The sequence below is a fragment of the Brevibacterium sp. 1718 genome (assembly GCF_051131255.1).
In the GTDB taxonomy this organism is placed as follows: domain Bacteria; phylum Actinomycetota; class Actinomycetes; order Actinomycetales; family Brevibacteriaceae; genus Brevibacterium; species Brevibacterium sediminis.
On the sequence record NZ_CP186550.1, the window covers coordinates 663,651 to 682,179 of the forward strand.

The 18,529-nt window shown below is 63.6% G+C and carries 15 protein-coding genes; 11 read left to right on the plus strand and 4 right to left on the minus strand.

Annotation, left to right across the window (positions count from 1 at the left end):
* Window positions 1-101: 101 nt before the first annotated feature.
* The 8 genes from ACOZ9V_RS02880 (at window position 102) to ACOZ9V_RS02915 (ending at window position 9,386) form a co-directional block, all read left to right on the plus strand.
* Window positions 102-1,829: a nitrite/sulfite reductase gene (locus ACOZ9V_RS02880; RefSeq protein WP_434593406.1), complete on the plus strand. Its 1,728-nt coding sequence runs from the start codon at window positions 102-104 to the stop codon at window positions 1,827-1,829.
* Complete coding sequence (locus ACOZ9V_RS02885; protein ID WP_181272320.1) at window positions 1,826-2,548, plus strand: phosphoadenylyl-sulfate reductase; 723 nt, start codon at window positions 1,826-1,828, stop codon at window positions 2,546-2,548. Before ACOZ9V_RS02880 ends, ACOZ9V_RS02885 begins: the two co-directional genes overlap by 4 nt.
* Complete coding sequence (gene cysD / locus ACOZ9V_RS02890) at window positions 2,545-3,510, plus strand: sulfate adenylyltransferase subunit CysD (RefSeq protein ID WP_434593410.1); 966 nt, start codon at window positions 2,545-2,547, stop codon at window positions 3,508-3,510. Before ACOZ9V_RS02885 ends, cysD begins: the two co-directional genes overlap by 4 nt.
* Complete coding sequence (locus ACOZ9V_RS02895) at window positions 3,510-4,889, plus strand: sulfate adenylyltransferase subunit 1 (RefSeq protein ID WP_434593413.1); 1,380 nt, start codon at window positions 3,510-3,512, stop codon at window positions 4,887-4,889. The genes cysD and ACOZ9V_RS02895 overlap by 1 nt, the downstream gene beginning before the upstream one ends.
* The gene (cobA, locus tag ACOZ9V_RS02900; RefSeq protein WP_181272323.1) at window positions 4,886-5,698 is read left to right on the plus strand and encodes a uroporphyrinogen-III C-methyltransferase; all 813 of its coding nucleotides are present in this window, start codon (window positions 4,886-4,888) and stop codon (window positions 5,696-5,698) included. The genes ACOZ9V_RS02895 and cobA overlap by 4 nt, the downstream gene beginning before the upstream one ends.
* Window positions 5,695-6,021, plus strand: a complete 327-nt coding sequence (gene fdxA / locus ACOZ9V_RS02905) for a ferredoxin (protein WP_172172271.1) — start codon at window positions 5,695-5,697, stop codon at window positions 6,019-6,021. Before cobA ends, fdxA begins: the two co-directional genes overlap by 4 nt.
* 70 nt (window positions 6,022-6,091) lie before the next feature.
* Window positions 6,092-7,501, plus strand: coding sequence for an FAD-dependent oxidoreductase (locus tag ACOZ9V_RS02910; protein ID WP_434593418.1), 1,410 nt, complete (start codon window positions 6,092-6,094; stop codon window positions 7,499-7,501).
* Between the two features lie 214 nt (window positions 7,502-7,715).
* Window positions 7,716-9,386: an APC family permease gene (locus ACOZ9V_RS02915; protein WP_181272325.1), complete on the plus strand. Its 1,671-nt coding sequence runs from the start codon at window positions 7,716-7,718 to the stop codon at window positions 9,384-9,386.
* A 200-nt stretch (window positions 9,387-9,586) separates the two neighbouring features.
* On the opposite strand, the gene ACOZ9V_RS02920 is transcribed toward ACOZ9V_RS02915, so the two are convergent.
* Entirely contained in the window at window positions 9,587-10,834 is a 1,248-nt protein-coding gene (locus ACOZ9V_RS02920) for a hypothetical protein (protein ID WP_434593422.1), read from the minus strand.
* A gap of 176 nt (window positions 10,835-11,010) precedes the next feature.
* On the minus strand, window positions 11,011-12,999 hold the full coding sequence (locus tag ACOZ9V_RS02925; RefSeq protein WP_434593425.1) for an acetoacetate--CoA ligase: 1,989 nt from the start codon (window positions 12,997-12,999) through the stop codon (window positions 11,011-11,013).
* 241 nt (window positions 13,000-13,240) lie between these two features.
* Between ACOZ9V_RS02925 and ACOZ9V_RS02930 the strand changes: the two genes are divergently transcribed.
* The gene (locus ACOZ9V_RS02930; RefSeq protein ID WP_181272400.1) at window positions 13,241-13,762 is read left to right on the plus strand and encodes an excisionase family DNA-binding protein; all 522 of its coding nucleotides are present in this window, start codon (window positions 13,241-13,243) and stop codon (window positions 13,760-13,762) included.
* 42 nt (window positions 13,763-13,804) lie between these two features.
* Here the strand turns inward: ACOZ9V_RS02930 and wecC are convergent, their stop codons facing one another.
* Window positions 13,805-15,064, minus strand: coding sequence for a UDP-N-acetyl-D-mannosamine dehydrogenase (gene wecC, locus ACOZ9V_RS02935; protein WP_434593428.1), 1,260 nt, complete (start codon window positions 15,062-15,064; stop codon window positions 13,805-13,807).
* A 301-nt stretch (window positions 15,065-15,365) separates the two neighbouring features.
* Between wecC and wecB the strand changes: the two genes are divergently transcribed.
* Complete coding sequence (gene wecB / locus ACOZ9V_RS02940; protein WP_434593431.1) at window positions 15,366-16,529, plus strand: non-hydrolyzing UDP-N-acetylglucosamine 2-epimerase; 1,164 nt, start codon at window positions 15,366-15,368, stop codon at window positions 16,527-16,529.
* 11 nt (window positions 16,530-16,540) lie between these two features.
* Complete coding sequence (locus ACOZ9V_RS02945) at window positions 16,541-17,716, plus strand: glycosyltransferase (RefSeq protein WP_434593434.1); 1,176 nt, start codon at window positions 16,541-16,543, stop codon at window positions 17,714-17,716.
* Between the two features lie 6 nt (window positions 17,717-17,722).
* On the opposite strand, the gene ACOZ9V_RS02950 is transcribed toward ACOZ9V_RS02945, so the two are convergent.
* Window positions 17,723-18,511: a hypothetical protein gene (locus ACOZ9V_RS02950; RefSeq protein ID WP_434593437.1), complete on the minus strand. Its 789-nt coding sequence runs from the start codon at window positions 18,509-18,511 to the stop codon at window positions 17,723-17,725.
* Window positions 18,512-18,529: the final 18 nt, after the last annotated feature.

Sequence of the window (18,529 nt, forward strand, 5' to 3'; positions counted from 1 at the left end):
TATGTCACTTCGTGACACAAACCCTTCGGTAATTGGTTGAGCAATTCGGCATTCATGTAGCGTGATTCATCACTGGTTCCCCTCAGCGTTTGGAGACAGCAATGTCCACTCAGGTGGAAGAGAACAAGGAAACGGCAGGTAAACAGGCCGCAAAGCGGCCCGCCCGCCCGAAGAAGTCCAATGGGCAGTGGAAGATTGACGGCCATGAACCGTTGAACAAAAACGAGATCGACAAGGCCGAAGACAACGGCCTCAACGTTCGCGCCCGAATTGAGACCATCTACTCCAAACGTGGATTCTCGTCGATCGACTCCGACGACCTGCACGGCCGCTTCCGCTGGTGGGGCCTGTACACGCAGCGCAAACCCGGAATCGATGGCGGCCGCACCGCGAAGCTCGAGCCGCATGAGCTCGAGGACGAGTACTTCATGCTGCGTGTCCGCATCGACGGCGGAAAGCTCACCACCGAGCAGCTGCGCACGATCGCCGACATCTCCACCGAATTCGCCCGCGACAGCGCCGACCTCACCGACCGCCAGAACATCCAGCTGCACTGGATCGAGATCGAGAACGTCCCCGAGATCTGGCGCCGCCTAGAAGCCGTCGGCCTGCAGACCACCGAAGCCTGCGGCGACGTCCCCCGCGTCATCCTCGGCTCACCCGTCGCCGGCATCGCCGCCGACGAGCTCATCGACCCGACACCGGCGATCGAAGAGATCTCACGCCGCTACATCGGCGACCAGAGCCTGTCGAACCTGCCCCGCAAATACAAGACCGCGATCACCGGCCACCCCAGCCAGGACGTCGTCCACGAGATCAACGACTGCTCCTTCGTCGCCGTCGAACACCCCGAACACGGCATCGGCTACGACCTGTGGGTCGGCGGCGCCCTGTCCGTCGTCCCCCGCTTCGCCGAACGCCTCGGTGCCTGGGTCGCCCCCGACCAGGTCGTCGAGACCTGGCTGGGAGTGACCTCGATCTTCCGCGACTACGGCTTCCGCCGCCTGCGCAACAAGGCCCGACTGAAGTTCCTGCTCGCCGATTGGGGTCCGGAGAAGTTCCGCGAGATCCTCGAGACCGAATACCTCGGATTCAAACTCGCCGACGGTCCGGCGCCGGCCAAGCCGATCACCGCCGGCGACCACGTCGGCGTGCACAAGCAGACCGACGGCCGCTACTACATCGGGGTCAGCCCCGTCGTCGGCCGCGTCTCGGGCACCCTGCTCAGCCAGGTCGCCGACCTTGCCGACAAGTACGGCTCTACCCGCCTGCGCACCACCCCGCACCAGAAGTTCCTCCTCCTCGACATCGAGGAGAAGGACGTCGAAGCCGTCGTCGCCGAGCTTGACGCCTTGGGCCTCTCCAGCCGCAAGGACCTCTTCCGCCGCTCGACGATCGCGTGCACCGGCATCGAATACTGCAAACTCGCCATCGTCGAGACCAAGCAGACCGCAGCCGACACCATCACGAAGCTCGAAGAGCGCCTCGCCGACATCGAGGAGCTGCCCCACCCGATCAGCTTCCACCTCAACGGCTGCCCGAACTCCTGCGCCCGCATCCAGACCGCCGACATCGGGCTCAAAGGCCAGATCGTCACCACCGACGAAGGCGAACAGGTCCCCGGATTCCAGGTCCACGTCGGCGGAGGCCTGGCCTCGAAAGACCGCGACGAGGCCGGACTCGGCCGCACCGTCCGTGGACTCAAGGTCACCGCCGAGAACCTCAGCGACTACGTCGAGAAACTCGTCCGTCGCTTCCTCGCCGGGCGTGGGGAGACCGAGACTTTCTCCGAATGGGCCCACCGCGTTGACGAGGAGGAACTGGTATGACCCGCCCCATCGAGGAACTCAAGGCCCTCGCCGAGGCGGGTGCCCGTGAACTCGCCGGTGACCCGGAGAACGGTGTTCCCGAGGCCAACCCCGCCGACGTCATCCGCTGGGTGTCCCGGAACTTCGACACCGCGGCCTGCGCCGTGGCCTGCTCGATGGCCGACGCGGCACTGCCGCACTACGTCGCCCAGTACCAGCCCGGCGTCGATGTCCTCTTCCTCGACACCGGCTACCACTTCTCCGAGACCTATGACACCCGCAACGAGGTGGCCCGCCGTGTCGACGTCCACATCGTCGACGTCCTCCCGGAGCAGACCGTGGAAGAGCAGAACGCCGAATTCGGCAAGGACCTCTTCGCCCGCGACCCGGGCCTGTGCTGCGCCCGCCGCAAGGTCGCACCATTGAAGAAGTCGCTGAACGGCTACGAACTCTGGTTCACCGGAGTCCGCCGTGACGAGTCTCCCACCAGGACGAATACGCCGCTGATCACCTTCGATGAGAAGAACGGACTCGTCAAGGTCAACCCCCTGGCCGCATGGTCCTTCGATGACCTCCTCGACTACTCGCGCGCCTTCGACGTCCCGGTCAACCCGCTGCTGAGCCAAGGGTACCCGTCGATCGGCTGCCAGCCCTGCACTCGCCCCGTCGCCGAAGGGGAAGACCCCCGCGCCGGCCGTTGGGCCGGATCGACCAAAACAGAATGCGGACTCCACACATGAGCATCGACACCCAGTTCAACCACGACACCTACACCACCCCCGAGGCGGCGCCCGCCCACAACCCGGGTGCGAGCCTGTCCACCCTCGACGTCCTCGAATCCGAAGCGATCCACATCATCCGTGAGGTCGCCGCCGAGTTCGAACGCCCCGTGCTGCTGTTCTCCGGCGGCAAGGACTCCGTGACCGTCCTCCACCTCGCGTCGAAGGCGTTCTGGCCGGCGAAGATCCCGTTCGGACTCCTCCACGTCGACACCGGCCACAACTTCGACGAGATCATCCGCTTCCGCGACGAGACGGCCGAGAAGTACGGCCTCGACCTCACGGTGGCGAAGGTCCAGGACTACATCGACGACGGTCGCCTGCGCGAACGCCCCGACGGAACCCGCAACACCCTGCAGACCCAGCCGCTGCTCGACGCCATCACCGGCGGAAAGTTCGACGCCGTCTTCGGCGGTGCCCGCCGCGACGAGGACAAGGCCCGGGCCAAGGAACGAATCCTGTCCCTGCGCGACGAATTCGGCGGCTGGAACCCCAGCAGCCAACGCCCCGAACTGTGGAACCTCTTCAACGGTCGCCACCTGCCCGGCGAACATGTGCGCGTGTTCCCGATCTCGAACTTCACCGAACTCGACGTGTGGAGCTACATCGCCCGCGAAGGCATCGAACTGCCCGAGCTCTACTTCGCCCACGATCGCGAAGTCTTCCAGCGCGACGGCATGTGGTGGGCCACGGGCGAATTCTCCACCCCGCGCGACGGCGAGACCGTCACGACCAAGAAGGTCCGCTACCGCACCGTCGGGGATATGAGCTGCACCGGAGCCGTCGAATCGAGCGCCGATGACCTCGAGTCCATCCTCGCCGAGGTGGCCGCCACCACTGTGACCGAGCGCGGTGCCACTCGCGCCGACGACCGGATCTCGGCCGCGGCGATGGAAGACCGCAAGAAGGACGGGTACTTCTGATGACGACCACAACCACCACCGAAACAACTACCACCGAGGCGACGCCGACCTTGGACACGACAACGAAGACGCTGCTGCGCTTCGCCACCGCCGGATCCGTCGACGACGGCAAATCCACGCTCGTCGGCCGGCTCCTCCACGATGCGAAGGCGATCCTCGCCGACCAGCTCGCCGCCGTGACCGCCACCAGCCGGGAACGTGGGTTCTTGGGCGGTGAGTTCGATTTCGCGCTGCTCACCGACGGTCTGCGGGCCGAACGCGAACAGGGCATCACCATCGACGTCGCCTACCGGTACTTCGCCACCGACCGTCGCTCGTTCATCCTCGCCGACTGCCCCGGACACGTGCAGTACACGCGGAACATGGTCACGGGAGCCTCGACCGCCGATGCCGTCGTCGTCCTCATCGACGCCCGCACCGGCTCGACCGAACAGACCCGCCGGCACCTCACCGTCGTCTCCCGACTGGGCATCCGCCACGTCATCATCGCCGTCAACAAGATCGACCTCATCGACTACGACCAGGCGGCGATCGAGACGGTCGAGAACGACATCAAGGCACTCGCGGACGAGATCGGCCTCGAGACCCCGCACCTCATTCCGATCTCCGCCCTGGCCGGGGACAATGTCGCCACCACCTCGGACAGCACTCCCTGGTACACCGGGCCGGCACTGCTCGAACTCCTCGAGACCCTGCCGAGTGCGGACGAGGACACCGCCGACCTCGAGGCCTTCCGCCTCGACGTGCAGACCGTGCTGCGTCCGCAAGGGGGCCTGGCACCGGGTCTCGACCCCGAGGAATTCCGGGACTACCGGGCCGTGGCCGGACAGATCACGGCCGGGCGGGTCAGCCTCGGCGATGAGATCGAGATCCATCCTGCCGGGCTGAAGACGACGGTGACCGGAATCGATACCGCCAGCGGTCCCCTTGAGACCGCGAGTGCGCCGCTGTCGGTGGCGCTGCGGTTGGCCGATGACGTCGATACCGCCCGTGGCAGCGTCATCGCCGCGGCCGGCACCCTGCCCACCCCGCGCCGGGAACTGCGCGCCGAGGTGTTCCCGTTCACCGCGGAGGGCCTGCGCACGGGGGATCGGGTGCTCATCAAGACGGGGACGACGACCGTGAAGGGGATCGTCACCATCGAGGCCAAACGCAACCTCGAGACCTCCGAGACCGAACCCGCCGAGGTGCTCGCCGGCAACGACATCGGCCTGGCCCGGGTGAAGCTGTCCGCCGAGCTGCCGGTCCCGGACTTCCGCGACCACGGCACGGCCGGAGCCTTCGTCGTCATCGACCCGCAGACAGGCAACACCCTCGCTGCGGGAATCCACACCCCCGAGGCGGCCCCCAGCTCCGAATCCACCGAGGACCAATCATGACGCTCTTCCTCCCACAGCAGCCCGGCACGGTGCTGCTCGTCGGTGCCGGACCGGGCGATCTCGGACTGCTCACGGTCACCGGTCTGCGCGCATTGGAACGCGCCGATGTCATCGTGGCCGACCGCCTCGGTGCCAGATCAGTCATCGATCAGCTCGAAACCGAACGCGGCGCACCCCTGGACGCGGAGATCATCGACGTCGGCAAGCTGCCGGGGCACCATCCGGTGCCGCAGAGCGGGATCAACGACATCCTCATCACACAGGCGAAGCTCGGCCGTCGGGTCGTCCGACTCAAGGGCGGGGACCCGTTCGTCCTCGGACGTGGGGGAGAGGAGGTCATCGCCTGCCGGGCCGCCGGAGTCGATGTCCGCGTCGTTCCCGGGGTGACCAGCGCGAACTCCGTTCCCGCGGTCGCCGGAATCCCGCTCACCCACCGAGGTGTCGCCACCTCGTACACGGTCGTGACCGGTCACGACCAGCTCAGCGAGATCGGCGGGGGATGCGACCACACCGTCGTCGTGCTCATGGGAGTGGGCACACTCATCAATTCGGCGATGGTGCTCGCCCGATCCGGGCGCGGTGACGACTGCCCGGTCGCGATCGTCGAAGACGGTTTCGGTGAGAACCAACGAGTGACCATCGGAACCCTCGGCGACATCGCCTTCCGCGCGGCTCGCCGAGGCGTCCGCTCACCGGCCGTGATCGTCGCTGGTGATGTCGTGACCCTGAGCCCCTACGCCGATGGTGCGTTCACTTCGGCGACAGAGCCTATGCCAGCGCACGCATCCGAACTCGTGAGGAACCCATGACCTACATCATCGCCCAACCGTGCGTGGACCTGAAGGACCGAGCCTGCATCGAGGAATGCCCGGTCGACTGCATCTACGAAGGCACCCGTTCCCTCTACATCCACCCCGACGAATGCGTCGACTGCGGGGCTTGCGAACCCGTGTGCCCCGTCGAGGCGATCTTCTACGAAGACGATGTGCCTGATGAGTGGGAGGCCTATTACAAGGCGAACGTCGAGTTCTTCGATGACATCGGCTCCCCGGGCGGAGCAGCCGCCCACGGGGTGGTCGACAAAGACCATCCCTTCATCGCAGCTCTGCCGCCGCAGAACGCGGACGACTGAACACCCAGCGACGGACTTCTCAATGACGACGAGCGACACTTCGCTCATCTCCGACTGATCAAGGAAAACCATGCCTGCTATTCCCTTCAGAGTGGCCATCATCGGTGCCGGTCCCGCCGGCATCTACGCCGCCGACCTGCTGACCAAGGCCGAACATGACCTGGAACTGAGCATCGACCTCTTCGAACGCCTGCCCTCTCCCTTCGGGCTCGTCCGCTACGGTGTCGCCCCCGACCATCCGCGGATCAAGGGCATCATCAATGCGCTCATCAAGGTCCTCGACCGTGGTGACATCCGCCTGTTCGGCAACGTCGAATACGGGGTCGACATCAACCTCGGCGAGCTCACCGACCGCTACGATGCGGTGATCTTCTCCACCGGCTGCTTCGTCGACGCACCGCTGTCGCTGCCCGGCATCGACCTGCCCGGTTCCTATGGGGCCGCGGACTTCGTCAACTGGTACGACGCCCACCCGGATGTGGCCCAGACCTGGCCGCTGGATGCGGAGAAGGTCGCGGTGCTCGGCAACGGCAACGTCGCCCTCGACGTGGCTCGGGTGCTCGCGAAGCAGGCCGATGACCTGCACACGACGGAGATTCCCGATCACGTCTACGAGGGCCTGAAGTCCTCGAAGGTCACCGATGTCCATGTGTTCGGACGGCGTGGTCCCGCGCAGGCGAAGTTCACTCCGCTCGAGCTGCGTGAGCTCGGTCAGGTCGAAGACGTCGACATCATCGTCTATCCCGAGGACTACGAATTCGATCAGGGGTCGCTCGAGGCCATCGAGTCGAGCAACCAGGTCAAGCAGGTGACGAAGACGCTCACGGACTTTGCGATGCGGGAGGAGACCGGGGCGAAGCGCCGTCTGCACCTGCACTTCCTCCACGCACCGGTGGCCATCCTCGGCGAGGATCGGGTGACCGGTCTACGCACGGAACGTCAGGAACTCGACGGGACCGGTGGCGTCAACGGCACCGGGGACTTCCACGACTGGGACATCGATGCCGTGTACCGGGCCGTCGGCTATGCGGGAACGCAGCTGCCGCAGCTGCCCTTCGATGAGGCCAAGAAGGTCATCACGAATCACGAAGGTCGCGTCGTCGACGCCGACGAGCAGGGCCAGGCCGCCGAGGCGGACGTCATCCCCGGCGTGTACACGACCGGGTGGATCAAGCGCGGACCGGTCGGGCTCATCGGTCATACGAAGGGCGATGCGCTCGAGACGATCGGGCACATCCTCGACGACCAGGCCGCCGGGGCGCTCACCGAACCCCTGTACCCGGAGGAGTCCTCGATCGTCGAGCTGCTCGAGTCGAAGGGCGTCGACTTCACCGATTGGGAGGGCTATCACCGGCTCGAGGCCGCGGAGAAGGCCCTCGGTGTGGCCGAGGGACGTGAGCGGGTGAAGATCGCGACCCGTGAGGCCATGCTCGCCGAGGCGCGCGCCCACCTGACCGCGGACGCGAACGCCGGGAGCTGAGAGCCGCGCCCACCGCGTCGGCACCCACCTCGAGGCGCAAACCTCACATAGTGACCCTCAACGTTCCACCATTCGACCCCGAACACCGAAAAGAGGTGTTCGGGGTCGTTTGAGTCTGTGACCTGGCCGTATAACACGGCTATGTAATTGACGTCACACGCCGATCGGAGAAAACTAGCGGCGGATAAACTGCCGTCTACCCTGGGAGGCAAAGATGCCCTCACAAAGTTCCCTGTCGTCGGGCTCGCCCACGAGCGTGACCGTCGTCCATGACAAAGGGCTCAAACGTGATATCGGCAAGACCGGCCTGCTCTTCACCGGAGTCGGGTCGATCATCGGCTCCGGTTGGCTCTTCGGTGCCTTCGATGCCGCGAGCATGGCTGGTCCGGCCGCGATCCTGTCGTGGGCCCTGGGTGCGGTCCTCATCATCTTCGTGGCTCTGAACTACTCCGAACTCGGTGTCATGTTCCCTGTCGCCGGCGGTGTCGTGCGCTACCCGCACTATGCCTTCGGTTCGTTCGCCAGCTACACCAGCGGGTGGATCACGTGGCTGTCGGCGGCGGGAACCGTGGGCATCGAGGTGCTCGCGGCCGTCCAGTACGCCTCGAGCTATATGCCGTGGCTGATGGAGTCGAAGGAGGGGGTGCTCGTCCTCACGGTGCCGGGCATCTTCGTGAGCATTGCGATGGTCGCGGTCTTCTGCGTCATCAACATGTTCGGCGTGAAGTTCTTCGCCCAGTTCAACAACGTGCTCGTGTGGTGGAAGCTGCTCGTCATCGTCCTCGTGTTCATCGGACTGGCGCTGCTGGCCTTCAACCCCGGTCACTTCCACATGCCCGAGTTCGGCGGTTTCGCTCCCAACGGCATCGCCCCGATCTTCGCGGCCCTGCCCGCTGCGGGCATCGTCTTCTCCTACCTCGGATTCCGTCAGGGTGTGGAGTTCGCGGGTGAGACGAAGAATCCGCAGAGGAACGTGCCCTTCGCCGTCATCGGTTCGATCGTGCTCACCGGCATCATCTACATCCTCCTGCAGGTCGCGTTCATCGGCGCCATCCCCACCGACCTGCTCAAGGACGGTTGGGGCGGACTGTCGTTCTCGAACTCGGCGGGACCGTGGGCGGAGATCGCGATCATGCTCGGCGCCATGTGGCTGGCGATCATCCTCTACATCGACGCCGTCGTCTCCCCGGCCGACACCGGCCTGATCTTCACCGCGCTCACCCCGCGTCTGTCGTACTCGCAGGCACGCGTGGGCAATGCCCCGAGTGCCATGACGAAGCTGAACAAGAAGGGCATCCCGTGGTTCGGTCTGCTCATCACGTTCATCGTTGCCTGCTTCCTGTTCTTCCCGTTCCCGTCGTGGGCGAAGATGGTCGGGTTCATCACCTCCGGCACCGTCATCTCCTTCGGCTCCGGTCCGATCACGGTGGCGGCATTGCGCCGTCAGCTGCCTAATCAGGAGCGTCCGTTCCGCCTGCCTGGTGGAGACGTCCTCCCGTTCCTCGGGTTCCTCGCTGCGAACCTCATTGTGTTCTGGACTGGGTGGGACACGAACTGGAAGCTGTTCCTAGCGATGGCTCTGGGCTACGTCGTCCTCGGCCTGCACTATGCGTTCAGCGACCGCAGCAAGATCCCGCCGCTGCAGTTCAAATCCGGTTGGTGGATGATCCTGTGGCTCGGCGGCCTGGCCGTGCTCAGCCTGCTGAGCAATTACGGTGAGGGCGCTATGGGCGTGCTCACGTTCGGCTGGGGCGAGCTGGTCTGCACCATCTTCACCGCCATCGTCTTCTACGTCGGCATCAAGACCCGCCTGGGGTCGGAGGAAGTCGTCACCAACGTCGAGAACACCAAGGAGGCAGCGGCCGAACACATTGACGGGGAATGAACCCGTGACAGTTCGTCGAACTGGCTGAACGTCGAATCCTTCGACGTCAAAGAACGATGCCCTCGCCGAGGCGGCCCGACCCCGTATATCCACGACAGTGGAGTACGGGGTCGGGTTCGTTCAGCGCAGGAACCGTGGCAGGTTAAGGGATCCGCGATCTGAGGCAGTCTAGCGTCCCTGGCCGCCAGCCGCGTCGCAAGTCAGAGTTCCGTCTCGATAAACGTCAACGGTCCATACGGTGCCAACACCCAGCGGCCATCTGCCCATTCGTCGACCATGTTGGATGCGTCGTCCACATGTAACCAGCGTTGTTTGACCGATTGTGTTTGGCCATTCACCGTAAGCGAGGCACGCACGTGTGCCCTCATCGATCCGAAGTGCTCGATTCTCCGGATCGTGTATTCATCGAGTGAGTACTCTTCGTACAATCTCTTTGCATCCAACGCATTGTTGCCATCTGACAAGTGACTATTAGAGGGTTGCATGAAGTGTGGGCCGAGTAGCCCCCACTGTTTCCTATCCCAGCGTAGGAAGTAGTCTTCCGCCGCTCGAAGTACATCGCAAACGGAGGTGGCCGGGGTGCATTCGTACGGCTCGAACTGGTCGCGTCTTGCTTTGGCTTCCTGCATTTGGCGGTATTGCTGAACTACCTCTTCTATTGACGGTTCAGGTGGTGCGCTCGCCTGCTCGGCTTCTTTGAGTTTCGCATCCGCCCAGTCGCCAATTGCGAAGAGATGGTTCCACGCTTTAGTGGAAGCGAAGGAGTTGTCGAAGTTCGTGACCATGCCATGCATAATGCCGTGCCTATACAGGTCGCGGACCTCTTTAGTCACTGTCTTCTTACACGATTTGGTGAAAGTCTTATGCGCATTGGTCAGACCCATATGGTGTCCGACGATACTGTTCCAAGCGAACATCTCCTCCACGCTTCTCGCGTGCAGGCCCTTGCGAGTCTGCTTATCGAGGTCGTTCACAAAGCCGTCCATTACGGCAATAAGCACCAATACAACACTGTAGTGTCTTCCGCACTTGTAATCCTCAAACGCCGACCGAAGCAGTGGCAGACGCGGCTTCATTGCTTCGAATCTCGCCAGACGCTTCAACCAAAACTTCACATGGTCGTCTGAACGATAGTAGGTAATCAGCGCCTTTTCTACGTCGTCCGTGTCATCCTTCTCAACGATCGATTCAACAGTTTCCAGGCTTAGATCGCTGGAGAAGATCCAGTTCCGGCTTCCAAGCTTTTCGTAGAACGCGTCAACGAGTAGCGCGATGCGATTGCTCTCGGCACTGAGGTCCTTCAAGTCTCTTTTGAGCTCAGCTTGCTTGACGACCGGAGCAACATTGATCAGCTCCTGCATTCCTCTAATGTTCTGCTCCATCTCCCGGAACGTTGGGAGGTCGCGAGCAGAGGAATATGGCTCCTGTGGCGTATCCGCGGCATTCATGTGAGGAGCCTAACTCGCACTACTGACGCGAACTTCAGGGATCGCGGTTATTGGATGTGCACGTTTAGATTTCGCCGTACCTCCCTCGAGGCGGCCCTACCCCGTACATCCACGACAGTGGCGTACGGGGTTGGGTTGGTTCAGCGCGGGATAGTGCGCAGGCTCAGCTGCTAGGCTCACCCAGCCCCGCCGGCCCCTTCCGCAAACTGCACAAAGTACTCCAGCGCCTCGAACGAATCCACCGCATCCGGATTCGCCACCTTCTCCAGCGCATGCCCCTGAATCAGTCGCTTCACCGGGACCTCGAGCTTCTTCCCCGTCTTCGTGTGCGGAATGGCAGGGACCGCGATGACGTCATCGGGCACGTGCCGCGGCGACGCCTTGGACCGCAGCTCCGAAACAATCCGCGACCGCAACCCTGAATCCAACGAAACCCCCTCAGCCAACACAACAAACAACGGCATCCAGTACCCGCCGTCGGGCTGCTCGGCACCGATGACCAGGGATTCGGCCACCTCGGGGATGCCGTCGACGACGTCGTAGATGTCGGCGCTGCCCAGACGCACGCCCTGCCGGTTGAGGGTGGCGTCCGAGCGGCCGGAGATGATGACGCTGCCGTGGTCGGTGATGGTGATCCAGTCGCCGTGGCGCCAGACTCCGGGGAACATCGAGAAGTACGTGTCGCGGTAGCGCTCACCATCGGGATCGTTCCAGAACTTCACCGGCATCGATGGCATCGGTGCGGTGATGACCATCTCGCCGACTTCGTCGACAAGCGGCTGACCGTTATCGTCCCAGGACTCCAACGCCACACCGAGGACAGGCCGTGAGAGTTCACCGGCCCAGATCGGACAGTTCGGGGCGGATCCGGCGAATCCGCTGACGACGTCCGTGCCGCCGCTCGTCGAGGCCAGCTGCACGCGCTCGCCCACGGCATCGCGGACCCATGGGAAGCAGTGGGAGGGCACCGGGGCGCCGGTGGCGCCGATCGTCCGCAGCGCGGAGAGGTCGAACTCCTTGCCGGGTTCGATCCCGGCCTTCATCCCGGCCAGGAAGATCCCGGGACTGACCCCGAGCACGTTGGCCTTCGTGTCCGCGGCGATCTCCCACAGCCGGTCCGGCCCTGGGTAGAGGGGACTGCCGTCGAAGCACACCGTGGTCGCACCGCCCACCAGCGCCGAGGCGACGAGGTTCCACATCATCCAGTTCGTATTCGTGTACCAGAAGAACCGGTCACCCGGCCGGATGTCGAGGTGGAGACCCAGCAGACGCAGGTGATCGATGACGACCCCGCCGTGGCTGTGCACGATCCCCTTGGGAATCCCCGTCGTGCCCGAGGAGTACAGCACCCACAGCGGGGTATCGAAATCGACGCGCGTGAACTCGGGTTCGGCATCCCCGGAGGCGATATCGTCCCAGGCGGTAAGGTTCGTGATCTGACCGTGTTCATCGATGAATTCCTCGCCGAGGTTGCCCACCCCGACTACGGCCTGCAGGCTCGGCATCCGGTTGGCCAGGCTAGCGACCTGGTCGCGGCGGTCGAAGGCCTGGCCGTTCCACAGGTAGCCGTCGGCGGCGAAGAGAATCTTCGGTTCGAGTTGGCCGAGTTTCGTCGCGGCACCTTCGGCCGCATAGTCCTGAGCGCAGGCAGACCAGATGGCGCCGACGGAAGCGGTCGCGAGGAACGCGATGAGGGTGTGGTGGGTGTTCGGGAGGTAGCCGACGACGCGGTCGCCTTGTTCGACTCCTTGCTCACGCAGCCAGGCGGCGACGGATCCAACTTGGCGACGCAGCTCGCGCCAGGTGGTCTCAAGATGTTCGCCGGATTCTTTGATCGTAATAATGGCTGGTTCGTCGGCGAGTTCGTCATCAAGGCCGACTCGCAGAGCGTGTTCGGCGTAGTTCAGCCGAGTGCCGCGGAACCAGGTGGCGCCAGGCATGGATCGGTCGGCGAGCACTTCGGTGTAGGACTCATCGGCGATGACGTCGAAGAAGTCCCAGACCGCGCCCCAGAACCCGTCGAGGTCGTTCACCGACCAGTTCCACAGATCGTCATAGGAGGCCAAGCTTTGGCCGGTGCGCTGATTCGCGAAGTCGATGAAGTCGGCGATCTGCGGTCGCGGGGTCTGGTCAGGGTCGGGAAGCCAGATCGGTTCGGCGGTCAATTCTTCTCCTCAGCACAGCGGTGGGCGGCATCGATAGCGGTCTCCACCAGCTGAAACGAGGCACACTCATTCCGCGGGGGAGACGTTGAGTCCACCTTACGCTTTGGTGCTCTGCCGAATTGACGTCTTCACTCTTCCGTCGGATCGTGTGGCGTGTGCGGCGACCTTCCGACCACATGCCATTGTGTTTCGCAACTTTCGTAAATATGATGTTGGTGCTTGGTTGGGGACGGGAGGGAACATGGTCCAATCGGATGCTGTCTCAGCGCCTGCAGAGGGCAGCGCCGAGGCCGGCAAGCTGGCAGCTGTTGTTGATTTCATTGCGCATAAGCAGCGACGCGAAGAAGGGCCTTCGGCCCGCTATTTCCTGACCACAGCTGATGGCACCGACCGAGTGGAGCTGACGGATGAGCTGTTCGATGTGTTGAAGCGTGCTGCGGAGGGGCTACGCCAAGGGCAATCGGTCAGCCTTCTCCGCCGCGATCAGGAGATCACCACCCAGCAGGCAGCTGATCTGCTGGGGCTGAGTCGCCCAACTGTCGTCAAACTCATCGATGCAGGCGAACTCGAAGCCAATGTCCCCGGTTCGGTTCGGAGGAAACTGCGATTGGCTGATGTTGTGGCTTACCGGGACCAACTTCATATCGAGCGATCGGACTACATTGCAGACAGCTCCTACGAATACCAGGACGTCAGCGACGCAGAGAGCGCGGAAGCCCTGTCCGAGATTCGACAAGAACGCAGAACGCAACTGCGCCGCTGAGAAATTCTCAGCGGCGCAGTCGGCGCGTAGGTGGGTTTAGGCTCAGCCCCACACCCCACGCGTATCGTGGACGATCTTCTGCGTGAGCAGAGTCCGGTCGATGCGGGTGAACTCGTTGTGGTCGACGAGCAGCAGCACGATATCGGCAGCGCGAATGGCTTCGTTCACTTCAGTGAGAGTGACGTTGTCGCGCCCCTCGAGTTCCGAAGGCAGGCTGTCGATGTTCGGCTCGACCGCCATGATGTTCGCGTCGGGGAGTTCGTCGGCAAGCCGACCGACGATCTGCCGGGCCGGGCTCTCGCGCAGGTCGTCGATGTTCGGCTTGAACGCCAGGCCAAGCGCCGCGATCTGCACGTCCTGGATGCGACGAGCCTGGGGGAGGAGCTTGTCGAGCACATAACCGGGCTTCGAGTCGTTGACCTCACGCGCGGTGCGGATCAGTGACGACTGCTCGGGTGCAGTGGAGACGATGAACCACGGGTCAACGGCAATGCAGTGGCCGCCAACTCCGGGGCCGGGCTGCAGGATATTGACGCGAGGGTGGTGGTTCGCGAGCTTGATGAGCTCCCAGACGTTGATGTCGAGCCCGTCGGAGATCACCGACAGTTCGTTGGCGAACGCGATGTTGACGTCACGGTAGGCGTTCTCGGTCAGCTTCGCCATCTCCGCGGTACGAGCATCGGTCATGAGGAACTCGCCCTCACAGAACAGCTCGTAGAGGTCGCGGGCACGTTCACCGGCATTGCCGTTGAGGGTGCCGACGATGCGATCGTTCGTCCGCAGCTCGATCATGATCCGGCCGGGCAGCACGCGCTCAGGGCAATGTGCGAAATAGACAGTCTGTGCGTTGCCGGGCTTGAGCGTGAGATCCGGGCGTTCCTTGATGATCGTCTCCGCCAGGAACTCCGTTGCTCCGGGAGGCGAGGTCGATTCGAGGATGATGAGCTCATTGCCCTCGAGCAGGGGAGCGATCTGCTTGCCCGCGGTCTCGATGTAGGACAGATCCGGTTCGTGCCCGTCCTTGAAAGGCGTCGGCACAGCGACAATGTAGTTGTCCGCGTGCGGAGTCTCGGTCGTGGCTCGCAGGTAACCCTGGGAGACGACACCAGCCACCGTTGTCGCCATGTCCGGCTCGACGAAGGGAACTTTGCCGGCGTTGATCGTGGCTACGGCATCGGCGTTGATGTCGACGCCGACGACCTCTGCGCCCGAACTGGCCAGAACAGCTGCGGTCGGAAGACCGATATAACCGAGGCCGATGACGGCGACGGAGGGGCGTTGAGAGGTGGCGGTGGGCGGCATGTGTGCGATGCTCCAAACTCGAGATGAACGACTTCTGATGTTACCTGAGGGCTCCTCGGGGCAACTTGACCACAATGACTGATGAAGTGACCGCTGACGTGACTTCATCATCAACTTTGGGTGAACGAGTTGTGACGGTCGTGCGATCCGGCCCGTTGGAGTGGTCCCGACATGATGAGATAGACGAAGTCGGTATGTCCAAGTTCTGCAGAACTGCATACCATTACCCACATCGGCATTGAAGCGAGAACCCTGCCTCGCCGAGGCGGCCCCCGTGGTTCTCCCGACCAGGAGTTCGTGCGTGACCCCCACTGTCCTCACCGTTTTCGGCACCAGGCCGGAAGCCATCAAGGTGGCCCCTCTTATCCGGGCGATCGAATCGAGCGCGACGCTGCGCTCCCGCACCGTCGTCACCGCCCAGCATCGTGAGATGCTCGACCAGGTCAATGATCTGTTCGGAATCGTCCCGGACGTGGACCTCAACATCATGTCCCAGGGGCAGACACTCAACGGGATCGCCTCCCGTGTCATCGGCGAACTCGACGCCGTGCTGGAAGACGAGGCACCCGATGCCGTGCTCGTCCAAGGTGATACGACCACAGTCATGGGCGCCTCCGTCGCCGCCTTCAACCGCGGCATCCCGGTCATCCATCTCGAGGCCGGACTGCGCTCGGGACACCTGCTCAGCCCCTTCCCCGAGGAAGCCAATCGGAAGCTGACGAGCCAGATCTCCGCACTCCACCTGGCCCCGACTGCACGGTCACGTGACAACCTGCTGGCCGAGTGCATCAATCCGGCCGTCGTCGTCGTCACCGGAAACACCGTCATCGACGCCCTCCACATCGCCGTCGACATGAACGTGGCCCCGGCCGACCCGGTCGTCGCCGACTATGTCGCCTCCGATCGCCCGAAACTTCTCGTGACAACTCACCGTCGGGAGAACCTCGGCTCGTCCATGGAGAACATCGGAGACGCGCTGGCAGAACTCGCCGCTGCCCGACCCGAACTGCTCATCCTGCTCCCGGCCCACCGCAACCCGCTCGTGCGCGAAGCCGTTCTGCCCCGAGTCGAGAAGTTCGACAACGTGCTCGTCACCGAACCGCTGTCCTACGGCGAATTCACCACGGTCATGGCCGCCTCGGACGTCGTCCTCACCGACTCCGGCGGCATCCAGGAAGAAGCCCCCAGCCTCGGCAAACCCGTCCTCGTCATGCGCGAGAACACCGAACGCCCCGAGGCGGTCACCGCCGGTTCGGTCAAACTCGTCGGCACCGACACCACCGTGATCGTCACCGAAGTCTCCCGCCTCTTCGACGACGCGTTCGCTTACGAAGCCATGGCCAAGGCCGTCAACCCTTACGGTGACGGACAAGCCGCCGCCCGGTCGGTCGCAGCCATCGAATCGCTGCTCGGCGTCGGCGACCGCATCGCGGAATTCGCACCAGACGTCGCCTTCGCCGACTGACGGCGACGATCGTGGCAGTTCAAACGCGCACCGTGCTGGTGACCCGCATGGGTGTGGGCATCTTCGACCCCGTCTGGTGGCGAACCCGACTCGGACTCTTCAGCAGCATCACCGCCGCCAGCGTGGCCGCGATGGGCGAACGAGACCTGGTGTGGGCGATCCTGCTCGACTCGGACCTGCCGCCGGACATCCTCGGCGATGTCCACGACGTCATCGACGCTCACGGACTCACCGATACGGTTCGCTTCCACTTCGTCCCGGACCACTCTCGCTTGGGGGACACGGTGCGCGCGGCACTCAAGGTGGAGACGCACCCGAAGCGCCCCCTCCATGCCCAGCTGCTCGATGACGACGATGCGATCTCGGCCCGATTGCACGATGCCCACCTCGAGGCCTTCGCACCGGACGTTGCCGGGGCGCAGGTAGCCACGACGGCGAAAGGCGTCGGCATCGACGCACCGCGCGGCAACCGGGGCGAGCTGATCTACCCCAGCCACGTCCCGAACTCGACCTTCTTCGGCTCAGCGACCGACGTCGGTGACCTCATGCTCTCCTCCCACCGGAAATGGCTGGCCACCGCGGTTCAGCGTGGGGGACTGGCGCACAGAGTCGAGACCGACACCGATGACTGGCTCTACCTCTATCACCGGCAAGGCGACGGGAACTACGACTCGCGGATCGCCCAATTCGGCGACTCCATGCGCCCGCTCACCCAAACGGATCTCAACCCGTTCGGCATCGACTTCGAAGCGTTCCGAGCCAGCGTCGTCGAACACGAAGCAATCCCGGAGACGATGGGTCTGACGTGGCGTCGCACCCAGCCGCAGCAATACGCTCTGCTCGATCTGCACCGTCGGACGCGCAAACTCAAGCAGAAGTGCATCCGCATCAACTCCGACATCTTCGGACAAAGCGAACCGTTCTTCTACCTGCGTTCGCCCCTGCCCAGCAAAGCTCGGAAAGCAGGCGCCACCGAATTCATCGGAGTCGGCACACCCGGCAGCCGCATCGAACTCTGGCTGAAGGGCAAGAACGACTTCAAGCACATGGGATCGGCAGAATGCGCCGACGACGGCAGCTGGTCGATCCGCCAGAACTTCCGAGCATCGAAATGGTCGGTCGAACTGCGTCAGTTCTCCGGAGACACCGCGGCCAATACGCTCCCGTTCCGCCTCACCATCGCCTGAGGGTTCTCAGCTGCCGACGACGTCCTTGAGGATCTTGCCCAACAGGGCACGCTTCGGTGGAACGTGGCCTTCACCGGCGTCGACGAGGTGGGACTCCACCTGGTGACCGTCCGGCAGCGCATCGAAGAACGGCGCATAGTGGTGCTCCATATGATCGCTGTCGCCGGAGTTCTGCACATAGAGCAGCGAATTGGACACGGGACGACGGTAGAGCTCGATGACATCGGTGCACACCGGCAGCTCGTCGACGGGCAGTCCGTCCCACGCATAGTTGAGGTACCGGTTGACGATGACCGGAACGTATTTGCGGATCGTCGTCTGCGGGTTGACCGGAACAGCGATCGAACCGGAAAAGTGCGTGGAGTAGTAGAGGGAGGCGAAGCCGCCTCCTGATGCGCCGAAGAAGACGAGCCGACGCTCCGGACCGTCGAATCTGGAGATGATCTCAGTCAATGCGTCCTGCAGCTTAGGCTGCCGACTGCTGCCGGCGTACCAGCCGAGCTTGATCCGGGAGTCGACGTAGAGCGACGGGTCGCTGATGAACAAACGATTCGCAGCGACATCTTCGGAGAACGTGGCCCCGGAGAACACCGGGTACCGACGCACAGCTTTCGTGATCGCGGCATGGAAGAAGACGACGGTGGTGTCGAACCCGCGATCGTCATAACGCAGATCGATGGGGACGTCATCGAGCATGATCGTGTACGTCGTCGAGGCGCCCGGCTGGGGCCCGGTGAACGCCGCCACCGATTCGACGTGGTGATGCCCCTCCTCGGGGATGGTGCGCTCGATCATCTCTTCAGCTCCTCGGGT